Source organism: Mesorhizobium sp. M1A.T.Ca.IN.004.03.1.1 (assembly GCF_003997555.1).
Taxonomy (GTDB): Bacteria; Pseudomonadota; Alphaproteobacteria; order Rhizobiales; family Rhizobiaceae; genus Mesorhizobium.
The window spans coordinates 103,956-127,132 of the sequence record NZ_RZTV01000002.1; the positions used below are offsets into that span (position 1 = coordinate 103,956).

At 65.2% G+C, this 23,177-nt stretch carries 21 protein-coding genes and 1 pseudogene; 20 read left to right on the forward strand and 2 right to left on the reverse strand.

All coding sequences use genetic code 11. The features are described 5' to 3' along the window. Positions 1 to 208: 208 nt before the first annotated feature. The 14 genes from EOD29_RS06455 to EOD29_RS06525 all read left to right on the forward strand — a co-directional run bounded on the left by EOD29_RS06455 (position 209) and on the right by EOD29_RS06525 (position 14,487). The gene (locus EOD29_RS06455; protein WP_082954121.1) at positions 209 to 2,155 is read left to right on the forward strand and encodes an LTA synthase family protein; all 1,947 of its coding nucleotides are present in this window, start codon (positions 209 to 211) and stop codon (positions 2,153 to 2,155) included. 358 nt (positions 2,156 to 2,513) lie between these two features. Then, positions 2,514 to 2,999, forward strand: coding sequence for a 30S ribosomal protein S6 (rpsF, locus tag EOD29_RS06460; RefSeq protein WP_067330265.1), 486 nt, complete (start codon positions 2,514 to 2,516; stop codon positions 2,997 to 2,999). Continuing rightward, on the forward strand, positions 2,999 to 3,247 hold the full coding sequence (gene rpsR / locus EOD29_RS06465) for a 30S ribosomal protein S18 (protein ID WP_006203718.1): 249 nt from the start codon (positions 2,999 to 3,001) through the stop codon (positions 3,245 to 3,247). The genes rpsF and rpsR overlap by 1 nt, the downstream gene beginning before the upstream one ends. Before the next feature lie 207 nt (positions 3,248 to 3,454). Then, complete coding sequence (gene rplI / locus EOD29_RS06470; protein ID WP_095779181.1) at positions 3,455 to 4,039, forward strand: 50S ribosomal protein L9; 585 nt, start codon at positions 3,455 to 3,457, stop codon at positions 4,037 to 4,039. Between the two features lie 230 nt (positions 4,040 to 4,269). Beyond that, positions 4,270 to 5,553, forward strand: coding sequence for a cyclopropane-fatty-acyl-phospholipid synthase family protein (locus EOD29_RS06475; protein WP_067330259.1), 1,284 nt, complete (start codon positions 4,270 to 4,272; stop codon positions 5,551 to 5,553). A 71-nt stretch (positions 5,554 to 5,624) separates the two neighbouring features. Beyond that, entirely contained in the window at positions 5,625 to 5,948 is a 324-nt protein-coding gene (locus EOD29_RS06480; RefSeq protein ID WP_127246213.1) for a YnfA family protein, read from the forward strand. Between the two features lies 1 nt (position 5,949). Next, positions 5,950 to 6,915, forward strand: coding sequence for a small ribosomal subunit Rsm22 family protein (locus EOD29_RS06485; protein ID WP_127246214.1), 966 nt, complete (start codon positions 5,950 to 5,952; stop codon positions 6,913 to 6,915). Positions 6,916 to 7,184: 269 nt separating this feature from the next. Further along, the gene (locus EOD29_RS06490; RefSeq protein ID WP_127246215.1) at positions 7,185 to 8,675 is read left to right on the forward strand and encodes a replicative DNA helicase; all 1,491 of its coding nucleotides are present in this window, start codon (positions 7,185 to 7,187) and stop codon (positions 8,673 to 8,675) included. A 230-nt stretch (positions 8,676 to 8,905) separates the two neighbouring features. Then, on the forward strand, positions 8,906 to 10,324 hold the full coding sequence (radA, locus tag EOD29_RS06500; protein WP_095823654.1) for a DNA repair protein RadA: 1,419 nt from the start codon (positions 8,906 to 8,908) through the stop codon (positions 10,322 to 10,324). A gap of 27 nt (positions 10,325 to 10,351) precedes the next feature. Then, positions 10,352 to 11,032 (forward strand): CvpA family protein, encoded by a 681-nt coding sequence (locus tag EOD29_RS06505; protein ID WP_095800084.1) that lies wholly within the window; start codon positions 10,352 to 10,354, stop codon positions 11,030 to 11,032. A gap of 129 nt (positions 11,033 to 11,161) precedes the next feature. After that, positions 11,162 to 12,643, forward strand: a complete 1,482-nt coding sequence (purF, locus tag EOD29_RS06510) for an amidophosphoribosyltransferase (protein WP_127246216.1) — start codon at positions 11,162 to 11,164, stop codon at positions 12,641 to 12,643. Positions 12,644 to 12,670: 27 nt separating this feature from the next. Further along, the gene (locus EOD29_RS06515; protein ID WP_067001369.1) at positions 12,671 to 13,414 is read left to right on the forward strand and encodes an SDR family NAD(P)-dependent oxidoreductase; all 744 of its coding nucleotides are present in this window, start codon (positions 12,671 to 12,673) and stop codon (positions 13,412 to 13,414) included. Between the two features lie 76 nt (positions 13,415 to 13,490). After that, positions 13,491 to 14,132, forward strand: a complete 642-nt coding sequence (locus tag EOD29_RS06520; RefSeq protein WP_067330239.1) for a hypothetical protein — start codon at positions 13,491 to 13,493, stop codon at positions 14,130 to 14,132. Between the two features lie 130 nt (positions 14,133 to 14,262). After that, positions 14,263 to 14,487, forward strand: coding sequence for a hypothetical protein (locus EOD29_RS06525; RefSeq protein ID WP_067001363.1), 225 nt, complete (start codon positions 14,263 to 14,265; stop codon positions 14,485 to 14,487). Positions 14,488 to 14,575: 88 nt separating this feature from the next. On the opposite strand, the pseudogene EOD29_RS37060 reads toward EOD29_RS06525, so the two are convergent. Continuing rightward, positions 14,576 to 14,711 (reverse strand): annotated as a pseudogene (locus EOD29_RS37060) (OsmC family peroxiredoxin); the annotation flags it as partial. Positions 14,712 to 14,913: 202 nt separating this feature from the next. Here EOD29_RS37060 and EOD29_RS06535 point away from each other — a divergent pair. The 4 genes from EOD29_RS06535 to EOD29_RS06550 all read left to right on the forward strand — a co-directional run bounded on the left by EOD29_RS06535 (position 14,914) and on the right by EOD29_RS06550 (position 19,005). Continuing rightward, entirely contained in the window at positions 14,914 to 15,390 is a 477-nt protein-coding gene (locus EOD29_RS06535; RefSeq protein WP_127246217.1) for a VOC family protein, read from the forward strand. A 119-nt stretch (positions 15,391 to 15,509) separates the two neighbouring features. After that, positions 15,510 to 17,012 carry a peptidase S10 gene (locus EOD29_RS06540; protein WP_127246218.1) on the forward strand — a complete coding sequence of 501 codons (1,503 nt, stop codon included), beginning with the start codon at positions 15,510 to 15,512 and terminating at the stop codon, positions 17,010 to 17,012. A 141-nt stretch (positions 17,013 to 17,153) separates the two neighbouring features. After that, on the forward strand, positions 17,154 to 18,050 hold the full coding sequence (locus EOD29_RS06545) for a DMT family transporter (RefSeq protein WP_127246219.1): 897 nt from the start codon (positions 17,154 to 17,156) through the stop codon (positions 18,048 to 18,050). A gap of 55 nt (positions 18,051 to 18,105) precedes the next feature. After that, positions 18,106 to 19,005, forward strand: coding sequence for a DMT family transporter (locus tag EOD29_RS06550; RefSeq protein WP_082954141.1), 900 nt, complete (start codon positions 18,106 to 18,108; stop codon positions 19,003 to 19,005). A 147-nt stretch (positions 19,006 to 19,152) separates the two neighbouring features. Here the strand turns inward: EOD29_RS06550 and EOD29_RS06555 are convergent, their stop codons facing one another. Next, a complete protein-coding gene (locus EOD29_RS06555; protein WP_127246220.1) occupies positions 19,153 to 20,007 on the reverse strand; it encodes a LysR substrate-binding domain-containing protein in 855 nt (284 codons plus the stop codon). Between the two features lie 112 nt (positions 20,008 to 20,119). On the opposite strand from EOD29_RS06555, the gene EOD29_RS06560 reads away from it, so the two are divergent. Both EOD29_RS06560 and EOD29_RS06565 read left to right on the forward strand, forming a co-directional pair. After that, a complete protein-coding gene (locus EOD29_RS06560) occupies positions 20,120 to 20,527 on the forward strand; it encodes a 4-oxalocrotonate tautomerase family protein (protein ID WP_067321223.1) in 408 nt (135 codons plus the stop codon). A gap of 304 nt (positions 20,528 to 20,831) precedes the next feature. Then, positions 20,832 to 23,054, forward strand: a complete 2,223-nt coding sequence (locus tag EOD29_RS06565) for an AMP-binding protein (protein WP_127246221.1) — start codon at positions 20,832 to 20,834, stop codon at positions 23,052 to 23,054. Positions 23,055 to 23,177 lie beyond the last annotated feature (123 nt).

Sequence of the window (23,177 nt, forward strand, 5' to 3'; positions counted from 1 at the left end):
ACGGCCAAGTCAAGCCCGCAGCACCAGTTCAGCGGCTGTTCCAGCCGGGAGAACGGCCGAGTTCCCTGTTCTGAAAGGCTTTTTGGCGATCACACCTGATGAAAACCGCTCACGAATCGTTTGCTGGCTCTTCTTATTTCCGCCACAGGCGCTAGCTTTGTGTGACATTTCGATGACAGTGGCGTGACGCTAGTGGAAGACGCGTGACATGGGCCGGGGAAGCAAAGTGGCTAGGATCAGGAAAGGCGCGGCCAAACCCGCGCCGCAATTTTTGGAAGACGATCCGTCCACCGGCTATCTGCCGGGGCGCAGATGGCCGATTGTCCGCTACGGCCTGGCGACGCTGCTTGCCTCCGCCCTTCTGGTGTTCGCCATCGAATGGATCGTGCGCGGCGACTTCTTCGGCACCGTCGACTTCTTCCTGCAGCCCTTCAAGCCCGGCTGGACCACCATCATCGTCTTTTCGCTGGTGCTGATCGGGCTCGACGCCATTCTCGGCCGCAGCCATCAAAGCCTGATGATCGTCGCGCCGGTGACATTGGCATTGGCCTTTGTCGGTCACCAGAAATCGCACTATCTGGGCGATCCGCTCTACCCGACCGATTTCCTCTATGCCCGCCAGATCATGGCGCTGATGCCGCTTCTGGTGCGCGAGCGCCCCTGGACGGCCGTGCTGCTTGCGGCGGCGATCGTCGCCAGCCTCGCGCTGCTCGTCTATGGCTGGCGGCTCTGGCGCCGGCGTGTGCCGATCCTCAGCCGCAAGGGACGGCTGGCGCGCTTGACGCTTGCCGTGCCGCTGCTCGCCTTCTTCGTCTCGATCATGGACTACGCCACCTTCTCGTGGACGCGCGACAGGCTGCAGATCATCCCGATCATGTGGGACCAGAAGGAGAACTATGCCTCCAACGGCTTCGCGCTCGCCTTCGCGCTCAACGTGCCAATGGCGCATGTCTCGGCCCCGCCCGGCTATTCCGAGAAGACGATGGATGCGATCGCGCGTCCCGGGGTTGCCGCCTCGGTGCCGGACCAGAAGCCCGATATCATCGTGGTGATGAGCGAATCCTTCTGGGATCCGACGGAGCTTCCCGGCGTCAGCATCAAGCCCGACCCGATCCCGACGGTGCGCGCGCTGCGCTCAGGCTCGATGTTCTCGCCGGAATTCGGCGGCATGACCGCCAATATCGAGTTCGAGGCGCTGACCGGCTTCTCCAACGCCTTCCTGCCGGCGGGCTCGATTCCCTATCAGCAATATGTGCGCACGCCGACGCCGTCGCTGGCGACTTTCCTGAAGAGCGAAGGCTATAGGGCGCGCGCCATCCACCCGGGCACCAACTGGTTCTGGAACCGGGGCGCCGTCTACGCCGATTTCGGCTTCAGCGACTTCCGCTCGGAAGAGACGCTGCCGCCGATGGAGAAGCGCGGGCCGCTGGCCTCCGACGCGGCCATGACCGACGAGATCATGCGCGAGGCCGATGCCAGCGACGGGCCGGTATTCCTGTTCGCGGTCAGCCTGCAGAACCACGGGCCCTACGAGCCCTACCGCTATTACAATCCGACACATAGCGTCGACGCGCCGATCAGCACCTGGGCGCGGGAATCGCTGCTCTCCTACGCCGAAGGGTCGGCCGACGCCGATCGCGGCCTGCAGCGCCTGATCGACTGGGCGAAGAAGCGCGAGCGGCCGACCATCATCGCCTTCTTCGGCGACCACTTGCCGCCGCTCGGCCCCGTCTATGTCGAGACCGGCTTCCTCAAGGACAATGTCGCGCCGCGCAAGGAGCCGACGCCCGAGGCGGCGCTCGAGCATCACGACACGCCGCTGATCATCTGGTCGAACCGCTCCGGTCCGGTCGAGAATCTGGGCTCGGTGAGCCCCGCCTTCCTGCCCTATCATATCCTTACCACGGCCGGGATCACCCACCCCTATTACACCGGCTTCCTCGGCGCGCTGCGCGAGCACTACCGGGTGGTTGACCGCAACCTTTTGCTGTCGCCCTCCGGCGAGGCGACGCCCGACTGGGCGCGGCAGAAAAAGATCGATCCGAAGATCAACGATTTCCGGCTGATCCAGTACGATATGATGTTCGGCAAGCGCCGGGTCGCGCCCGACTTCTTCCCCGAGACGGTAGTCCCGCTCGTCGCGCATATGAGCTGAGTGGATCGCCTTCCGACGAAATGGCTGACCTGCGGCCGGCGGGTCAGCCAATTCCCACAAGCGCCGCCAGTCCTGCGACACTGCGGAGCCGCCGACCCTCTCTCCCGCCCTTGCCTTCCTCACGAATTGATGTATAGACGCCGGCAATCTGCCGGTCCTTGCTGGGGGCTGAACGGAGGGCCGTGGCCTTAGAGGGCCACGTCATGAAGCCAGAAGCGCTTTGGGCCTCCCGTGTCTCCGCTCTCGACCGTCTCGTGATGCTCCTTTCTTCCCCGCTCCTTCGCGAACGGGTCAGACAAGTTGCAGAGGCTTAGCCGCGAGGGCCGGTGAGAGAAACGAAGAAAGGCAGAAAAACATAATGGCTCTTTACGAACATGTGTTTCTTGCCCGGCAGGACCTGTCGCAGCAGCAGGTTGATGCGCTTGTCGAACAGTACAAGGGCGTCATCGCCGCCAATGGCGGATCGGTCGGCCGGATCGAGAACTGGGGACTGAAGTCCCTCACCTACCGGGTCAAGAAGAACCGGAAGGCTTACTACACGCTGATGGACATCAACTGCCCGCCGGCCGCGCTCAACGAAATGGAGCGCCAGATGGGCCTGTCGGAAGACGTGCTGCGCTTCCTCACCATCAAGGTCGAGGCGCACGAGGAAGGCCCCTCGGCGATGATGCAGAAGCGCGAAGAGCGCTCCGAGCGCGGCGGCTTCGGCGACCGCGACCGTGGCGACCGTGGCCCGCGTTCGTTCGGCGACCGCGACCGTGGCCCGCGCTCGTTCGGCGACCGTGATGGCGGCGACCGTGGTCCGCGCCGCCCGCGCGAAAACGTTGAAGGGGGTGCAGAATAATGGTCGACATCAACCAGATCCCGACCCGGCGTCCGTTCCATCGCCGCCGCAAGACCTGCCCGTTCTCCGGCGCCAACGCTCCGAAGATCGACTACAAGGACGTGCGTCTGCTGCAGCGCTACATTTCCGAGCGCGGCAAGATCGTGCCGTCGCGCATCACCGCCGTCAGCCAGAAGAAGCAGCGCGAGCTCGCCAAGGCGATCAAGCGCGCCCGCTTCCTCGGCCTGCTGCCCTACGTGGTTCGCTAAGCTATTGATGCGGGCGGCTTGCCGCCCGCTTCAGCCCACGGCGACGGGCGCCGCAACGGGCAGGCTCAAATCCCGAGTTGAGGCCATAAACCTCTAACTGGCAAAACAGGCAGGACAGCGACACCGGCGAAGACGCCATTTGCTTCCTGACCTGTTCCCAAAGAATCCGCCGTCATCCGCGATGGCGCCAACCAAAGGAACGAAACCATGGAAGTCATTCTCCTCGAGCGCATTTCCCGCCTCGGCCAGATGGGCGAAACCGTCAAGGTCAAGGATGGGTTCGCCCGCAACTTCCTGCTGCCGCAGGGCAAGGCGCTGCGCGCCAACGAAGCCAACAAGAAGAAGTTCGAGGGCCAGCGCGCCCAGCTCGAAGCCCGCAACCTCGAGCGCAAGTCGGAGGCTGCGCAGATCGCCGAGAAGCTCGACGGCAAGAGCTTCATCGTCGTGCGCTCGGCAGGCGAGACCGGCCAGCTCTACGGCTCGGTGTCGACCCGCGACATCGCCGAACTGCTGACCGCCGAGGGCTTCTCCGTCAGCCGCAACCAGATCGAGCTCAACCAGCCGATCAAGACCATCGGCCTCTCCAACGTGGCGATCGCGCTGCATCCTGAAGTCGAGGTCACGGTGACGCTCAACGTCGCCCGCTCGGCCGATGAGGCGGAGCGCCAGGCCAAGGGCGAGACGCTGACGACGGCCGAAGCCATCTATGGCGAAGACATCAACGACAACGCCCGGCCGGAAAACTTCTTCGATCCGAACGCCGAATTCGAAGGCGGCGAGGACAACGCCTGATCGACAAGGCAGGAGCCGCGCTCCGGCTCCTCCTGCGTCCAGCGCCGGCTGGACCAACGCCCGGGTCTTCGACCCGGGCTTTTTTGTGCCAATAGGAACTTTTCTGATCCCTATATCTTGTTGCAGATTACGGCGTGGCGCGTCGATTGGACGCGGGCGATGCGCTGTGGCACTTTCGATTTGGCATTCGGTCCGACTGCCGGATGGTCCGTCTGAGGGGACATTTGGTCATGAACATCCTGTTGAAACACGTTCTCGAACGGCTGGTGCGGACCGGCGACCTCAAAGTGACCGGGCCGAAAGGCACGACGCATAAGTTCGGCGACGGCAGCGGCGAACCGGTACACATCCACATCAAGACCATGCATGCCGAGCGCGCGATCACCTTCGATCCGATGCTGGCCGTGCCCGAAGCCTATATGGATGGCGAACTGGACATCCCCGAGGGCGGCGTCCTCGGGGTGATGCGGATCGCTTTCCAGAACATGGGCAGCGGCGGCATCGACGTGACCTGGTCGAAGGCCATCGAAGGTCTGCGCCATGCCTTCCGCCGCCTGCAGCAGATCAACACGGCGTCGAGATCTCGCCGCAACGTGCAGCGCCACTACGACCTCTCCGGCGAACTCTACAAGCTCTTCCTCGACGAGGACATGCAGTATTCCTGCGCCTATTTCGAACAGCCCGACATGACGCTGGACGAAGCGCAGGTCGCCAAGAAGCGCCACATCGCCGCCAAGCTGAGACTCAAAGCCGGCCAGACGGTGCTCGATATCGGCTCCGGCTGGGGCGGCCTCGGGCTTTATCTCGCCAAGGCCTTCGACGTCGACGTGCAGGGCGTGACGCTATCCACCGAGCAGCAGAGCGTCTCCACCGACCGCGCACATGCACTGGGCCTGCAGGACCGCGCGCATTTCGACCTCAAGGATTATCGCGCGCTCAACGAACGCTTCGACCGCATCGTCTCGGTCGGCATGTTCGAGCATGTCGGCGTCAACCACTACCGGACTTTCTTCGACAAGGCGGCGACGCTGCTCAAGCCCGACGGCGTGATGCTGCTCCACACCATCGGCCGGTCCGGCGTGCCGTGGGCGACCAGCGCCTTCATCCGCAAATACATCTTCCCAGGCGGCTACGTCCCGTCGATGTCGGAAGTGCTGCCCGCGATTGAGAAATCAGGCCTTATCGTCACGGACATCGAGATTCTCAGGCTTCACTACGCCGACACGCTGAAGCATTGGGGCCAGCGCTTTGCCGCCAACCGCGACAAGGCGAAGGCTATCTATGACGAGCGCTTCTGCCGCATGTGGGAGTTCTACCTCGCGGCCTCGGAAGCCGCCTTCCGCTGGCAGGACCTGGTGATCTTCCAGTTCCAGATCGCCAAGAAGAACGACACGCTGCCGATGACGCGCGACTATATGGCCAAATGCGAGAAGGCGCTGGAATTGCGCGACCTCGGCCATCAGGAGCCGGCGACGCCCGCCGTCAAGCCGACCCGCCGCAAGAAGGTGGAATAGAACGGCGGCGATTGCCGCTTGCCATTGCGGCCTGACGCCACGAAAAAGGTCTCGTTCGCGAGGCCTTTTTCATGAACTACCTAATCTACATCGCGGCGGCACTTGCCGAGATCGCCGGCTGCTTTTGCTTCTGGGCCTGGTGGCGGCTGGGGAAGTCGCCGCTCTGGCTGGTGCCAGGTCTGGCGTCGCTGGCATTGTTCGGCTTCCTTTTGGCGCTGGTCGACACGAGCGCCGCCGGTCGCGCTTACGCCGCCTATGGCGGCATCTACATTGGCGCTTCGCTCGGCTGGCTTTGGCTAGCCGAAGGCGTGCGCCCCGACCGTTTCGACCTCGCCGGCGCCGCGCTCTCGATCGTCGGCGCCTCGGTGATCCTGCTCGCGCCAAGAGGAGCCTGAATTGGAACTGCCCACCGCGCTCCGGCAAGGCGTCGACAGCCTGCTCGAAAAAGTACCGCTGCCGGCGCTGAAACAGGCCGCGAGAACGCTTTCGGAACGCTATCGCGCTGAGTTGCGTGACGGCCGCCTGCATATGGGCGAAGACATGGCGGTGAAGGCTTACCTGGCGACCAGGCTGCCCGCCACCTATGCCGCCGTTCGCGCTTGCCTGGACGCGCTGGCGGACGCCCGTCCGGATTTCCAGCCGAAAAGCCTGCTCGATATCGGCGCCGGTCCTGGCACCATGCTTTGGGCCACGGCCGATACCTGGCCGGAGCTCGAACGGGCGGTTCTGGTCGAGGCAAGCGCGGCGGTGCGCAAGGTCGGCCAGTCGCTGGCCGCCGGCGCGATCGCTGCCCGCGCGAGCTGGGTAGCCGGCGACGCCACCATCGATCTCGACGGTTTCGACCCGGCGGACTTGATCAGCGTCGCCTATGTGCTCGACGAGATCGCGCCGGCCTCGCTGCCAAAACTCGTCGACCGGCTCTGGCGATTGACGGCCGACACGCTGCTGATCGTCGAGCCCGGCACGCCGGCCGGCTGGCAGCGTATCCTTGCCGCGCGCCGGCAGCTCATCGAAGCTGGCGCGCATGTCTCGGCGCCCTGCCCGCACGAGGCGCCCTGCCCGCTCGCTCCGCCAGACTGGTGCCATTTCTCGCGCCGCGTCGCGCGTTCGCGGCTGCATCGGCTCGCCAAGGACGCCGACGTGCCGTGGGAGGACGAGAAGTTCATCTACCTCGCCGCCTCACGTCTGCCGGCGCCGGCGCGCGCGTCACGGGTGATCGCGCCGCCAAAGGGCGGTTCGGGCAAAGTCGTGCTCAAGCTCTGCCAGCCCAACGGCCATGCCGGCGAGCGCCTCTCCAGCAAGCGCGACGGCGATGTCTTCAAGGCGGCGAGGCGGGCGGACTGGGGCGACACGCTTGGCTGAGCCGCTTGTGATTCAGGGGCGAGGCGACACGGCGCAGACAAGCTTGCCACGACTGACATAGCCGGCATCGCATTTTCCTGTTTTGTTCTCGTTCGAGGCCCGCTAGGGTTGCGCACTTCGATTCGAGTCAATGACGATTCTTTCCACGGAAAAATTTCGGTTGTGAATCGCGAGCATCGAAGCCGGTTGGAACCTCACTGTTGCAGATAAGTCAGCACCGATTTTTCCAGTTCTGATATCGAGGAAGCGGGATCGAAATCGGGGACATCATGGCTGAAGCAGCGCGCAAGCTCGGCGTGGCGGAGCAACCGCTCTACCGCGAGGCACCGAACAACATCGAGGCCGAGCAGGCGCTGCTTGGCGCAATTCTGGTCAACAACGACGCCTTCTACCGCGTCTCGGATTTCCTCAAGGCCGCGCATTTCTATGAGCCGCTGCACCGCAAGATCTTCGAGGTCGCGGCCGAGCTCATCCGCATGGGCAAGATCGCAACGCCGATCACGCTGAAGACCTTCCTGCCGGCGGAAGAGAAGGTCGGCGACATGACCGTGGCGCAGTATGTCGTGCGGCTCGCCGTCGAGGCGGTCACCGTCGTCAACGCCGCCGATTACGGACGCGCCATCTACGACCTCGCCACCCGCCGGGCGCTGATCACCGTCGGCGAAGACATGGTCAACATCGCCTATGACGCGCCGGTCGACATGTCGCCGTCGGAGCAGATCGAGGACGCCGAGCGGCGCCTGTTCGAGCTCGCGGAGACCGGCCGCTACGACGGCGGCTTCGAGAGCTTCAACGACGCGGTCAAAACCGCCGTCGACATGGCCAACGCCGCCTATATGCGCGACGGCCATCTGTCAGGCATCGCCACGGGGCTGCGCGACCTCGACCGCCGCATGGGCGGCCTGCAGCCTTCCGACTTGATCGTGCTTGCCGGGCGCCCCGGCATGGGCAAGACCTCTCTGGCCACCAACATCGCCTTCAATATCGCCGAGGCCTATCAACCGGCGCAGCAGGCCGACGGCACCTTCAAGGCGGCCAATGGCGGCGTGGTCGGCTTCTTCTCGCTCGAAATGTCGTCGGAACAGCTCGCCACCCGCATCATCTCCGAGCAGACCGAAATCTCGTCATCGAAGATCCGCCGCGGCGAGATCTCCGAGATGGATTTCGAGAAGCTGGTCGCCTGCTCGCAGACGATGCAGAAGATCCCGCTGTTCATCGACCAGACCGGCGGCATCTCGATCGCGCAGCTCTCCGCGCGGGCGCGGCGGCTGAAACGCCAGCGCGGCCTCGACCTCATCGTCATCGACTATATCCAGCTGATGCAGGGCTCGAGCGCGCGCGCCTCGCAGAACCGCGTGCAGGAAATCACCGAAATCACCACGGGCCTGAAGGCTCTAGCCAAGGAGCTCGGCGTGCCGATCATCGCGCTGTCGCAGCTGTCGCGTCAGGTCGAAAGCCGCGACGACAAGCGCCCGCAGCTCTCGGACCTGCGTGAATCCGGTTCGATCGAGCAGGACGCCGACGTGGTGCTGTTCGTCTACCGCGAGGAATACTACCTCAAGAACCGCGAGCCGAAGCTCGGCACCGACGAATACATCAAGTGGGAAAACGAGATGAACGAGGCGCGCGGCAAGGCCGAGTGCATCGTGGCCAAGCAGCGTCACGGACCGACCGGCACCGTCAGCCTCGCCTTCCATGGCGAATTCACGCGGTTCTCGGACCTGGCCGAGGAGCATCATTTGCCGGAGAGGTTTGAGTAGTTTTTGGCCCACGTCAGCGCTCCGTCACACCCCCCTCTGTCCTGCCGGACATCTCCCCCGCAAGGGGAGAGATTGGCTGTTGCCACGACCTTCGCCAATCACCGCCGTTGCAAGAAGAGCGCCGGCGGCCAAGCTGCTGATCTCCCCCCTTGCGGGGGAGAGGGCCGGCAGGCCAGAGGGGGGTGGGCGGGAACGCCGGCCTTCGAAAATTTGCGATCGGCCCAACGCTAATGGCCAAATCGCGCGTTCAGTTCATCTGTCAGAATTGCGGCTCGGTGCATCAGCGCTGGGCCGGTAAATGCGACGCCTGCGGCGAGTGGAACACGCTGGTCGAGGAAGGCACCGCGGGCGGCATCGGCTCGGGGCCGGCCAACACCCGCAATGTGCGCAAGGGCCGCGCCGTGGTGCTCACCAGCCTCTCCGGCGACATCGAGGACGCGCCGCGCATCGTTTCCGGCATCGGCGAACTCGACCGCGCCACCGGCGGCGGCTTCGTGCGCGGCTCCGCCCTTCTGGTCGGCGGCGATCCCGGCATCGGCAAGTCGACGCTGCTGACGCAGGCCGCAGCCGCTTTGGCCTCAAAAGGCCACCGCATCGTCTATGTTTCAGGTGAGGAAGCGGTCGCGCAGATCAGGCTGCGTGCTCAGCGCCTCGGTGTCGCCTCGACGCCGGTCGAACTCGCCGCCGAGACCAATGTCGAGGACATCCTCGCGACAATCGCCGACGGCAAGCGGCCGGATCTGGTGATCCTCGATTCCATCCAGACGCTGTGGACCGATCTTGCCGATTCGGCGCCCGGCACGGTCACCCAGGTGCGCGCGGCCGCCCAGGCGATGATCCGCTATGCGAAATCCACCGGCGCCGCGATCGTGCTCGTCGGCCATGTCACCAAGGAAGGCCAGATCGCCGGCCCTCGCGTCGTCGAGCACATGGTCGACGGCGTGCTCTATTTCGAGGGCGAAGGCAACCACCACTTCCGCATCCTGCGCACGGTGAAGAACCGCTTTGGGCCGACCGACGAGATCGGCGTCTTCGAGATGTCGGACAAGGGCCTGCGCGAGGTCGCCAATCCGTCCGAGCTGTTCCTTGGCGAGCGGCATGCGAAATCGCCCGGCGCCGCCGTCTTCGCCGGCATGGAAGGCACAAGGCCGGTGCTGGTCGAGATCCAGGCGCTGGTGGCGCCCTCTTCGCTCGGCACGCCGCGCCGCGCCGTCGTCGGCTGGGACGGCGCGCGGCTCTCCATGGTGCTGGCGGTGCTGGAAGCGCATTGCGGTGTCCGTTTCGGCCAGCACGACGTCTATCTCAATGTCGCCGGCGGCTACCGCATCTCGGAACCGGCGGCCGATCTCGCGGTCGCCGCAGCATTGGTTTCGTCGCTCACCGGTCTTGCCCTTCCCGCCGATTGCGTCTATTTCGGCGAAATCAGCCTTTCGGGCGCGGTAAGGCCGGTTGCGCATGCGCAGCAGCGCCTTAAAGAGGCCGAAAAGCTGGGTTTCGGAAGCGCGGTGCTGCCGCTCGGCAGCGAGGAAGTCGTTGGCGGTAATGGGGCCGGGGGAATCGCGGCCGGCGCTTTCCAACCCACCGAGCTTGCCGACCTGGTGGCGCGCATAGCCGGCTCACGGCGCAGTCGCGCCGACGAGGGGGAGTGATGCAGCTCATGATGTGGGGCGAAAGACATGCCGATTACGCTGCTTGACGGAATTCTCGTCGGCTTCACCCTGGTCTCAGCGATGCTTGCCATGGTGCGCGGCTTTTCCCGCGAAGTATTGTCGGTGGTGTCGTGGGCAGCGGCGGCGGCGGCGGCCTTCTTCTTCTACAAGCCGGTCCTGCCCTACGTTCAGCCCTATGTCGACAACGACAAGATCGCCATGGCCGCGGCGGCCGGCATCGTCTTTGTCATCGCGCTGATCGTCGTCTCGGTGATCACCATGAAGATCGCCGACTGGATTATCGATTCGCGCATCGGCGCGCTCGATCGCACGCTCGGTTTCCTCTACGGCGCGGCGCGCGGCATCCTCGTCGTCGCGGTGGCGCTATTGTTCTTCAACTGGCTGGCCGGCGCCAAGGCGCCCGCCTGGGTTGCCAACGCCAAGTCGCGGCCGCTGCTCGAGACGATCGGCGCCAAGCTCGAAAGCGTGCTGCCCGAGAACACGGAAGAGCTGGTCAACAAATACACGCGTAAGGGCACGCCCCAGGCCGGCGCGCCGGCGACCACCGACCAGCCCGCGGCCGAACCGCCGGCGACCGGCGACGACAGCGCGACGGCGCCCGACGACAGCGAAGGCGCAGCGCCGGCCGACAATGAGCCGGCTCCAGCCCCCGCCCCGGCTCCCGCCACCCCGGCGCCGGCAAACTGAGGCGCCGGCAAACTGAAACCAGGCCAGTTCCGGCACTGGCCTGGGGCATGTTATGGATGCGGCATCGCATGCGTTGCGTTCGATGAGCGATCGCCTTATATGGCGGTTTTAGCGGAGCTTGAGCCCCAGATGGCAGACTCAACGGCAGACGCAGGCAAAGTCCTTTCCGCCGAGGCCGATGACCATTTCCATGACGAATGCGGCGTGTTCGGCATTTTCGGCCGGCAGGACGCGGCAGCCATCGTCACACTCGGGCTTCACGCGCTCCAGCATCGCGGTCAGGAAGCCGCCGGCATCGTTTCCTATGACGGCACCCAGTTCCATGTCGAGCGTCATGTCGGGCTGATCGGCGACACCTTCACCAAACAGAACGTCATCGATCGCCTGCAGGGCAACCGCGCCATCGGCCACACCCGCTACGCCACCACCGGCGGCGCGGGCCTGCGCAACATCCAGCCCTTCTTCGCCGAGTTGGCCGAAGGCGGCCTTGCCGTCGCCCATAACGGCAACCTCACCAATGCGCTCACCGTCCAGCGCGCATTGCAGAAACAGGGCTCGATCTTCTCCTCCACCTCCGACACCGAGACGCTGCTGCATCTGGTCGCCACCAGCAAGGAGCGCGATTTGAACTCGCGTTTCATCGACGCCGTTCGTCAGGTCGAGGGCGCCTTCTCGCTGGTCGCGATGACGGCCAAGAAGATGATCGGCTGCCGCGATCCGCTCGGCATCCGTCCGCTGGTGCTCGGCGACCTCGACGGCGCCTGGATACTCGCTTCGGAAACCTGCGCCCTCGACATCATCGGCGCTCGTTTCGTGCGCGACATCAAGCCGGGCGAGATGGTGGTCATCACCTCCAAGGGCATCGAGAGCCTGTTCCCATTCGAGCCGCAGAAGACTCGCTTCTGCATCTTCGAATATGTCTATTTCGCGCGGCCGGATTCCTCGGTCGAGGGCCGCAACGTCTATGAGGTCCGCAAGCGCATCGGCGCCGAGCTTGCGCAGGAAAACCCGGTCGAGGCCGACATCGTCGTGCCGGTGCCGGATTCCGGTACGCCGGCCGCGATCGGCTTCAGCCAGGCCGCGGGCATTCCCTTCGAGCTTGGCATCATCCGCAACCACTATGTCGGCCGCACCTTCATCCAGCCGGGCGATTCCATCCGCCACATGGGCGTGAAGCTCAAGCACAACGCCAACCGCCGCATGATCGAGGGCAAGCGCGTGGTGCTGGTCGACGATTCCATCGTGCGCGGCACCACCAGCCAAAAGATCGTGCAGATGGTGCGTGACGCCGGCGCGAAGGAAGTGCATATGCGCATCGCATCGCCGCCGACCAGCGCATCGTGCTTCTACGGCGTCGACACGCCGGAGAAATCGAAGCTTCTGGCATCGCGCATGTCGGTCGAGGAGATGGCCGAGTTCATCCGCGTCGATTCGCTCGGGTTTTTGTCGATCGACGGGCTCTACCGCGCCGTCGGCGAGGCGCGCCGCGACAACGACCAGCCGCAATTCTGCGACGCCTGCTTCACTGGCCAGTACCCTACCCGCCTGCTCGACTTCGAAGGCCACGACAACGTGCGCACGCTGTCGCTGCTGGCGATCGGCGGGTCGTAAGCCGGTCCACCCCACGGAATCCTTCACATGACCCTCGACCTTTCCGGCCGCGTCGCGGTCGTCACAGGCGCCTCGCGCGGCATCGGTTACTTCATCGCCAGGGAACTGGCTGCCGCCGGCGCGCATGTCGTCGCGGTCGCCCGCACCGTCGGCGGGCTGGAAGAGCTTGACGATGCGATCAAGGCCGACGGCCGCGGACAGGCCACGCTGGTGCCGCTCGACCTCGCCGACATGGCGGGCATCGACCGGCTGGGCGGCGCGATCCACGAGCGCTGGGGAAAGCTCGACATCCTGGTCGCCAATGCCGGTATACTCGGGGTGATCTCGCCGATCGGCCATGTCGAAGCAAAAACCTTCGATAAGGTAATGACCGTCAACGTCACCGCGACCTGGCGCCTGATCCGTTCGGTCGATCCGTTGCTTCGGCTCTCCGACGCCGGACGCGCGATCATCATGTCCTCCAACGCGGCGCACTCGGCGCGCGCCTTCTGGGCGCCCTACGCGGCTTCCAAGGCCGCGGTGGAGACGATGATGCGCTCCTGGGCGCATGAGACCGAGAGCCTGCCGCTTCGGGTCAACGCCGCCGATCCGGGCGCCACCCGCACCGCAATGCGCGCTCAGGCCATGCCGGGCGAGGATCCCGAGACGCTGCCGCATCCGTCCGAGATCGCCAAACGCATCGTGCCGCTGGCAAGCCCGGACTTGAAGGAAACCGGGCTGATCTTCCAGGCCAGGCACAACCGTTTCGTCGCCTATCGGCAACCGGAATAAACCTGCCTCAAGGCGGATGAAACAGGCCTCCCGCTACGTTCTTCGAATGTAGAACATTCGAAACCGGAGGACCGACATGCGCAGACTTCTTCTCGTTGCCGCCACCGCCATTACCGCCGCACTCGCCGCCACGGCAGGCGCGGCCCTGTCGCAAGACGCCAAGATGAGCTTCTTCGTCACCAGCGTCGGCTCCGGCAAGGGCGCCGATCTCGGCGGCCTCAAGGGTGCGGACGCGCATTGCGCCTCGCTGGCAGAAGCGGCCGGCGTCACCGGCAAGACCTGGCACGCCTATCTCTCCTCCAGCGCCGAGGATGCGCGCGACCGCATCGGCAAGGGTCCCTGGTTCAATGCCAAGGGCGAGAAGATCGCCGACGACGTCGCCTCGCTGCACAGCGACGCCAACGCCATCAGCAAGCAGACGGCGCTTACCGAGAAGGGCGAAGTCGTCAACGGCCGCGGCGACAAGCCCAACCGCCACGACGTGCTGACCGGCTCCAAGCCCGATGGCACCAAGATCGCCGACCAGACCTGCGGCGACTGGACGATGAGCGGCGCGGAAGGGGCAGCCATGACGGGCCATCACGACCGAGTCGGCCTCGACGAATCGGCCGCGGCGAAGTCGTGGAATTCCTCACATGCTTCGCGCGGCGGCTGCAGCCAGGAGGCGCTGAGAGGCACGGGCGGCGACGGCCTGTTCTACTGCTTCGCTGTCGAATAAGCGTCCGGCCAGCGGTCGTTCACGGGTCTGTGACCAGGGCGGGGGAGCGTATGCCGCCGCCCTGCTTTCGCCATTTGCTGGGAGTTGCTAGCATCGACCCGACTCCGACATCCAGCAAAGAGGAATTCCCATGGCTGCCACCCCCAGCGTAGCGTTGGTCTGGTATCTTGTGATCGCCGGCCCGCAGGGCGGCATGGCGGTGCTGCCCAGCACCTTCGACACCCGCGAACAGTGCACCAACGCGATTGCCGAATATCAGAAGCAACCGACGCCGCAGGGTTGGGCCGTGCAGTGCGTGCCGAGCGCCTCGCCTTTCACCGACGAAGGGGATGCGGAAGTGCCATCGGCACAGTAGCGCCAGCTGATCTCCCCCTTGTGAGCCCTTGTGAGGAGGAAGTGGCCGGGAAGCGGCCGGAAGGGGTCGTCGCGCGTGGCGCGCCGGCTCCTGTCGCCGAATGGAGTTCCGCCACCGCAAGCGCCTCCACCTTGCAGGCGATCAACTGACCGTCGAGCCTGCCTCTGGCCCCGAGTGTGATCAGCGCCTTGACCTGGTCGAGCCTCCTTCAGCGGTGCCTGCAGATGCGTTGGCGTCCATTTGCATCCCTTCCGCAGTTTTCGGTGCCTTGACAGCACGGAGATGCTGGCGGGACAGCGCGCCTCTGCCCCGCCGGGCATCGGACGACACCGTCGCCGATTTCCAAACTCGAAAGCGAGATACCCTGTCGGGTCGAGCGAAACTCGATCGGCCTTGGGCCGTTGCCAGACAGGAAGGAGATCCAGCATGGCCAAGGTGACCTCGCATCTGTGGTTCGAAAAGGACGCGCGGCAAGCGGTGGAATTCTATATCGCCACCATTCCCAATTCAGCGATCGGCCGCACGACCGATGTGCCGGCGGACAATCCGAGCGGCCCCGCCGGCAGCGTCAAGATCATCGAATTCGTGCTCGACGACCAGAATTTCGTCGCGCTCGAAGCCGGTCCGCTCGATCCGTTCAACCATTCCTTCTCGATCCTCGTCGAGCTCGATAACCAGGCCGAGATCGACCGCATCTGGAACGCCTTTCTCGGCAATGGCGGCAAGCCCGAGCAATGCGGCTGGCTGAAGGACCGCTGGGGCCTGTCCTGGCAGATCGTGCCAAAAATCCTCGGCGACATGGCCGCACATCCCGACCGCGAACGCGCCAAACGCGCCACCGAGGCGATGCTGGGCATGGTGAAGATCGATGTCGCGGCGCTGGAGCGAGCGTTTGGGGGGTGAAGCTGCCAATCTCCCCCGCGACGGGAGAGATCGAAGTTCCAACGCAGCGCCAAGCCTATCCCCTTTGACTTCGGCCGCCCCGGCCATACCTTTGCGGGGGTCGTTCCCGCGGAGGTCGCATGCGGTCCAAGTTGAAGCTCCTGCCCTTCATCCTCCTGGCGCTCACAGCCTTTGCGCAGCCAGTCGGCGCCGAAACACCTGAACGGCCGGCGCCGGCCGGCGGCGTGTTGTCGCTTTTGCCGCCGCCGCAGGTCACCGAGCATTCGATCACCCTTGGCGGGCGCAAGCTCGACTACCAGGCCAAGGCCGGCACGCTGTCGCTGCTTTCCGGCAAGGGCGAGGTCACGGCCGAGATCTTCTACGTCGCCTACACGCAGCAGTCGCCTGCCCCGGCCAAAGAGCGGCCGATCACCTTCGTCTTCAACGGCGGGCCGGGCGCGGCCTCCGCCTACCTGCATCTCGGCGCGATTGGCCCGCGCATCGTTGCGACCGCTGCCGACGGCCAATTCCTGCCGCCGCCACAAAGGCTCATCGACAATCCGGACAGTTGGCTCGACATGACCGATCTCGTCTTCGTCGATCCGGTCGGCACCGGCTACAGCCGCGAAGCGCCGGGCCAGGACACCAAAGGGTTCTGGGGCGTCGACCAGGACGCCAGCTCGGTCGGCGCTTTCATACGGCTCTATCTGGCGCAGAACGGCCGCACCGCTTCACCGCTCTTCCTCGCCGGCGAAAGCTATGGCGGCTTTCGCGCCGCGCTGCTCGCCAGGACGCTGCAGGAGGATGTCGGCTTGAGCCCCTCCGGCATCGTGCTGATCTCGCCGGCGCTGGAGTTCATGCTGGTGCGGCCGGACCAATTCGATCAATTGCACTGGGCGCTCGAACTGCCTTCGCTGGCGGCGGTGCGGCTTCGCGCCGACGGCGTCAGCGGCGAGGCGCTGCGCGACAGGCTGGCCGAGGTCGAACGCTATGCGCTTGGCGACTATCTGACGGCTCTCGCCAGCGGGCTGGAGCAAGGCGGCAAGCTCGCCAGCGGGCGCGTGGCGGAAATCACCGGCCTGCCGCTCGATCTCGTCGAGCGCAATTTCGCCCGTGTCCCTACCGGCCTGTTCACCCGCGAGTTCCAGCGCGCCAAGGGCAAGGTGCTCAGCCCTTACGATGCCACGATCAGCACCGCCGATATCTCGCCGGGCAGCGCCCGCATAGAAGGCCCGGATCCGGTGCTTGACCGCAGTGTGCCGGTGCTGACCTCGGCCTTTGTCGCTTACGCCCGTAACGAACTGAATTATCGCACGGATGTCAGCTACCGGCTGCTCAGCGGCGAGATCAGTCGCAAATGGGAGTACGGCACCTCGGGGCAAGGCTATGCCGGGGCGATGAACGACCTGCAGCGGGCGCGTTCGCTCAACCCCTCGCTCGGCGTCGTCATAATCAACGGCTATACCGACCTGGTGACGCCCTATCTCGCTTCGCGCTATCTGGTGAACCAGCTTCCCTCACTCGCCGACGCCAAACCGATCCGGCTCGATGTCGTGGAGGGCGGCCACATGATGTACCTCAGGCCCGACGGAAGGCGCGCGCTGAACGAGGCAGCCTCCGAGCTCTACCAGGCGACGCAGTAAGCGCTTCTCGATCGGCCACGAGGGCTCTGCCCCAACGCAAGCGCCGCGCTGGAACAGCGCCGTAGAAGCTTTCGCCCGTATAGCTGGCAGAAGTGGATCCGATGGGGCGGAGCCGCCTCCACGCTGGCAAATCGATACCGCATGGCCGATGTCGTCGTCCTCGAAAGCCGCGAAAGGGTGCTGGCCGGCATCCTGTTCACCGCGGCCGCCTATTTCCTGTTTTCGGCGCAGGACGCCTCGATCAAGCTGTTGGTGGCCGGCATGACGGTGTGGCAGATCATGTTCTTCCGCTCGGTCACCGTCCTTGCCGCCTGCGGCGCGATCGGCGGACGGACGCTGTTCGCCGACACCGCAAACTCGCCCATCGTGCGGCCGATGCTGGTGCGCAGCGCGTTCACGCTCGCGGCCTGGCTCTGCTACTACAACGCGGCACGCTCGCTGCAGCTCGCCGAGCTCACCACCATCTACTACGCCGCGCCGATCATCGTCACCGTGCTTTCAGTGGTGATGCTGGGCGAGACCGTGCCGCTCTTGCGCTGGGCGGCGGTGTTCGTCGGATTCGTTGGCGTCTTCATCGCCTGCGACCCGGCGCGTCTCGGCTTCTCCGTGCCGGTGCTGCTTGTGCTGGCGGCAGCGCTTTTGTGGGGCATCGCCGTGGTGCTCTTGCGCAAGACCGCGATGCAGGAGCGCACGACGATCCAGCTGGTGCTCAACAATTTCTACTTCCTGCTTTTTTCGGCAGTGCCGGCGCTGATCTGGTGGCGCATGCCCGACGCGCCGCAACTCATGCTTCTCATGAGCGTTGGCGCGCTCGGCGGCGTCGCGCAATACATGCTGTTCGAGGGCATGAAACGGGCGCCGGTGTCGATCGTGGCGCCATTCGAATACACGTCGCTGGTGTGGGCGTTTGCGCTGGGCTTCGCCATCTGGGGCGACGTGCCGAGAACCGAAGTTTTCACGGGCGCGGCTTTGATCATCGGCGCCGGCCTGCTGATCGTCGGCAACGAGCATTTCCGCAAACGGGTCGAGGACTCATGACAGAAGGCTGTCAGCAGGAGCGGCATAGTCTGGTACCATGACGGATACGGTCGACATGCCTGAAAAGCTTGCCAAGGGCACCGCCGACGCCACAGCCGAGCGCATGCTGGGCGTGGTGCTAGTCTCGGCCTCGGCCGTCGCCTTCGCGCTCACCGGCGTGCTGACCAAGTCGATCCATGCCGATCCGCTGACCATCACCTGCTGGCGCGGCTTCTTCGGCTCGATCCTGATTGCTCTTTACGTGCTGTGGCGCCGCCGCCGCTCGGGCGGGCGCGAGAGCCTCAGGCTCGGCTGGCGCGGCTGGCTGCTTGCGGTCGAGGGGGCTGCCGCCAGCATCGCCTTCATCGCGGCGTTCAAATACACCTATGTCGCCAATGTCGCGGTGATCTACGCCACCTCACCCTTCATAGCCGCACTGCTTGCCTTGCTGCTGGTGCGGGAAAAATTCCGGCTGCAGACGATGCTGGCGGCGGCCGTGTCGCTATGCGGCGTCGCCGTCATGGTGGGCGGCGGCTTTGGCAGCGGCCACCTGTTCGGCGACGGGCTGGCGCTTTTGATGACCACCGGCAGCGCGCTCTACATGATCATGGTGCGCGCCTTTCGCGACTCGCCCGTCGTCTGGGCCGGCGCGGTGTCGGCCTTCCTGCTCTTCGTCCTCGGCTGGTTCGTCACCGACCCGGTTGCCGTTTCGACCCGCGATATGGTGCTGCTTGCCACCTTCGGCTGCTCCTTCGCGCTGGCCTCGATCCTGTGGACCGAAGGTTCGCGGCTTATCCCCGCCGCCGAATCCGGCCTGCTCGGCTCGGCCGAAGTGCCGTTCGCCATCCTGTTCGCCTTGCTGTTCCTCGGCGAATTCCCACCGCTGGCCAGCATCGTCGGCGGCGCGATCGTGCTTTGCGCGGTTTTCGCGCACGCCGCACGCGACTGGTCGAGAGCCAAATCGACGCGTTCGTAAATTTTTTTCGCGGTCACGGAACCATCACCCGACTCAGGCATTGTTAGGTCGACGGGTCACCCCCCAAGTCCCCCCAAACCCCTCGACCCGTCCGACTAGAAGCCGACCCGCAAAAAGGTCGGCTTTTTCTTTGGGCGTCCTTGCCGTTCAGGGCGGCAGCGCCAGGCCGTTGCCCAGAAGCTCCGCGAGATCCCGCGCCGGACGAGCCGCCTCGCGGCCGAGCCGGATGGCGAAGCCGGCCATTGGCAGCGGTGGCAGGTCGAGATCAGGGGACGCTTCCACGATACCGGAATGGGCAAGACGCCGGGTGCGCGGCGTCAGCGCGATGCCGGCATTGACCGCGCTGCGCAGGCCGGCAAGGCTGGAGCTGCCGGCAGCGATGCGGTAGCGGCAGCCGGCGGCGTCGAGTGCATTGAGAGCAGCCTCCCTGAAGCCGCAATAGGGATCGAGCAGCGCCAGCGGCACCACCTCTTGCCGCGTCGCCAGCCCTTTGTCCGAGCAGAGCCACAGCATCGGCTCGCTGATCAGGAACGCTTCATCCGGGGATCGCGCATGGCGCATGGTGATCGCGAGATCGAGCTGGCCCGCCTGCAGCGCGGACCCGAGCTCCAGGGAGCGGCCGACGCGCAGCTCGATCCTGACGCGCGGATGGCTGGCGGCGAAGGCGCGCAACAGCTCCGGCAGGCCATGATCGGCAAAGTCCTGCGTGGTTCCGATGGCGATGCGACCGCCGACGCGCGCGCCTTTCAGCGCCAGCCAGGCCTCGGTGTGGACGGCAAGGATGCGCCTGGCATGGCCGACAAGGTCCTCGCCGGCAGGCGTCAGCCCGCGCCCACGTCCCTGGGGTGCAAGCAGCGGCTCGCCGACGACCTCCTCCAGCCGCTGCATCTGCGCCGTGACGGCGGATGGGGAGCGGCCAACAGCGGACGCCGCCCTGGCCAGGGAGCCACCATCGACGAAGGCCAGGAAGGTTTTGAGCAGGTCGGGATCGAGAGTTTCCATAATTCGATATTATCGAAGTAATTGTCAAAAAAAATTCGATTTTTTTGACGCATGGCTAGTGGCATGGTCCCTTCATCGGCGGCGCGAAGCCGTCAGAGCGAAGGAGAGAAAAATGCCGATCATCAATGTCAGCGTCACCGGCGAGCCCGACGCAAAGGGTTCCGCCGCGATCGCGAAAGAGATCACCGAGATTACGGCCACGCAACTGCGCAAGGACCCGACCATCACCGCGGTTGCGATCAGCTACGTCGATCCGCAGCACTGGTTCGCCGGCGGCAAGTCGCTGGCCGAGCATGGCACGAGCACCTTCTGGCTCGACATCAAGGTGGTGGACGGCACCAACACCAAGCTCGAGCTCGAAGCGTATCTCAAGGCGATTTTCGACGCCTTCGGCCGCCTGCTCGGCGGCGTCCATGAGGAAAGCTACGCGCTGGTGCATGAGGTTCCGGCGGCGGCCTACGGCTTTGGCGGCAAGAGCCAGGAGTTCCGCTTCATCAGCGGGAGACTGAAGGTGGCGTAGCGGCACGCCTTTCCCCGCTCCCCTGTGCGAGACGGTGGGTCGGCGCGCAGCGTCGAGACGGATGAGAGGTGTTGGAAGAAGCACGGCCTGGAAGAATCGATTGCTTTCAGGCACTTACATATCCAGCGAAGCGATCCGTCCAATACCCTCATCCGTCCGGGCTTCGCTCGGCCACCTTCTCCCGCAAGGGGAGAAGGGAGCGCCCTACCAGCCCCACATTGACCTTGCCCCCACTTCCGCTACCTTCTGCCACCGAAGCGGCCGCGCAAGAGCCGCACCGTGGAGGACGTTGGGAGAGAGCGGCATGATCCTGACATTGGCGCTGCTTGCCGGTCTTGTCTTTGCCTGGCTGCTGATTGGCGTGATCGAAAGGTTCCGGCTCGATCTGCGCTTTACCCAGGCGTTGCTCTACGTGCCGTTCAAGCTCGCCTACCGTATTGCCGACGACCGCATCCGCATTGCCCGCAATGCCCGCACGCCGGTGATCTATGTCGTTTCGCACCAATCGCGCATCGAGCCGGCTCTGATGCTGTCGCTCTTGCCTGACGACACGCTGCACATTCTGGACGAGGCCTCGGCCCGCTCGCCCTGGCTGGAGCCGTGGCGCGAGCTTGCCCGCACCATCGCCTTCAATGCCGAACATCTCTTCGTCAGCCGGCGGCTGGTGCGCGTGCTGAAGGGCAAGGGCCGGCTTGCGGTCTATCTGCCCGACGACGTCGAGCCGGACGTCAAGTCGTTCCGGCTGTTCCGCGCCATCACCCGCATCGCCATGCAGGCCGACGCCCGCATCGTGCCGATCTTCGTCGCCGGTGCGCGCGACCTGCCGATGTCGCTGACGCCGGCCGACAAGGCGCCGCGTCACTGGTTCCCGCGCCTGTCGCTCAGCGTGCTGGAACCGATGACCGTGGCCGAGCTGGTGGCTCGCAACCCCGACATGGCGTCGAACACCAACGCCCTGTTCGACCGGTTTGCCGAGGCGCGGCTCTACGGCAGCAATCTCGACCGCGGCCTGTTCCTGGCCATGCGCGACGCGGCGGATCGCGTCGGTGCCTCGCATCCGATCATCGAGGACGTGATTTCGGGCGCGCTCAGCTATCGCAAGATGTTCATCGGCGCGCGCGTGCTCGGCCGCCGCTTCGAGGCGGTGACGGCGCCCGGCGAAGCGGTCGGCCTGCTCCTGCCCAATGCCAATGGCATTGTGCTCTCCTTTGTCGGGCTTATCTCGGCGGCCCGCGTCGCGGCGATGATCAACTACACCGCCGGCCCGGCGAGCGTCACCGCCGCGATCCGCACGGCGGTCATTCGCACAGTGGTCTCCTCTCGCGCGTTCATCGAGAAGGCCGCCATCGACGACATCGTCGCCGCCGTCGAGGCGGGCGGCGCCAAGATGCTGTGGCTGGAGGATGTGCGCGAGAGCGTGACCTTGCTCGACAAGGTCGCGGCGGCGCTTTTCTGGCGTTTTCCGCTGCAGCGGCAGCAAGCGCCGAAACCAGCGGTGATCCTGTTCACCTCGGGCTCGGAAGGAACGCCGAAGGCGGTGGTGCTGTCGCACCGCAACCTTCTCGCCAACGCCATGCAGGCCGAGGCGCGCATCACGATCTCGCCGGCCGATATCCTGCTCAACGTGCTGCCCGTCTTCCATTCGTTCGGGCTGACTGGCGGCACTATCCTGCCGCTGGTAACCGGCGTGAAACTGTTCCTCTATCCCTCGCCGCTGCACTACAAGATCATTCCGGAGATCGCGCGCAAGGTGAAGCCGACCGTCATGTTCGGCACCGACACTTTCCTCGCCAACTATGCCCGCACTGCCAAGGACGGCGATTTCTCCAGCCTGCGTTTCGTTGTTGCCGGCGCTGAAGCGGTAAAGCCCGAGACAAGGCGCACCTACCGTGACCGTTTCCAGGCATCGATCATCGAAGGTTTTGGGCTGACCGAGGCGGCGCCAGTGGTGGCGGTGAACACCGCCATCCACAATCGCGACGGCACGGTCGGCCGGCTGCTGCCGGCGATCCGTATGAAGCTTGAGCCGGTCGAGGGCATCAGCGAGGGCGGCCGGCTTTGGCTCGACGGGCCGAACATGATGATGGGCTACATGACCGCCGACCGCCCCGGCGAGTTGCAGCCGCTCGAGGGCTGGCACGACACCGGCGACATCGTCTCGGTCGACCGCGACGGCTTCATCACCATCCGAGGGCGGGCAAAACGCTTTGCCAAGATCGCCGGCGAGATGGTGTCGCTGGGCGCGGTCGAGATGCTGGTGCAGTCGCTATGGCCGGAACAGCGCCATGCCGCGGTGGCGGTGCCCGATAAGAGGCGCGGCGAGCGCATCGTGCTGGTCACCACGGCCGACGATGCCAATGCCGAAGAGCTGCGCCAGTTCGGCAAGAAGGCGGGCGCGGCCGAGTTGATGGTGCCCAATGACATCATCAAGGTGGAAGAAATCCCGGTGCTGGGTTCCGGCAAGACGGATTACGTGTCGGCGCGGAAGCTGGCGATCGACCGGCTGGGATTGGGGGTAGCGGCCTAGCGCGGTTATTTCCCCCCTTGTGGGGGAGAAAGCATTTTCCTGCATTCGCGAGCGGGCTTGTCCCCGAGCAAGTGCTTGGAAAATACCGGAGAAGGGGGTCTCGTAGGGCGCGGAGGCTGCTTC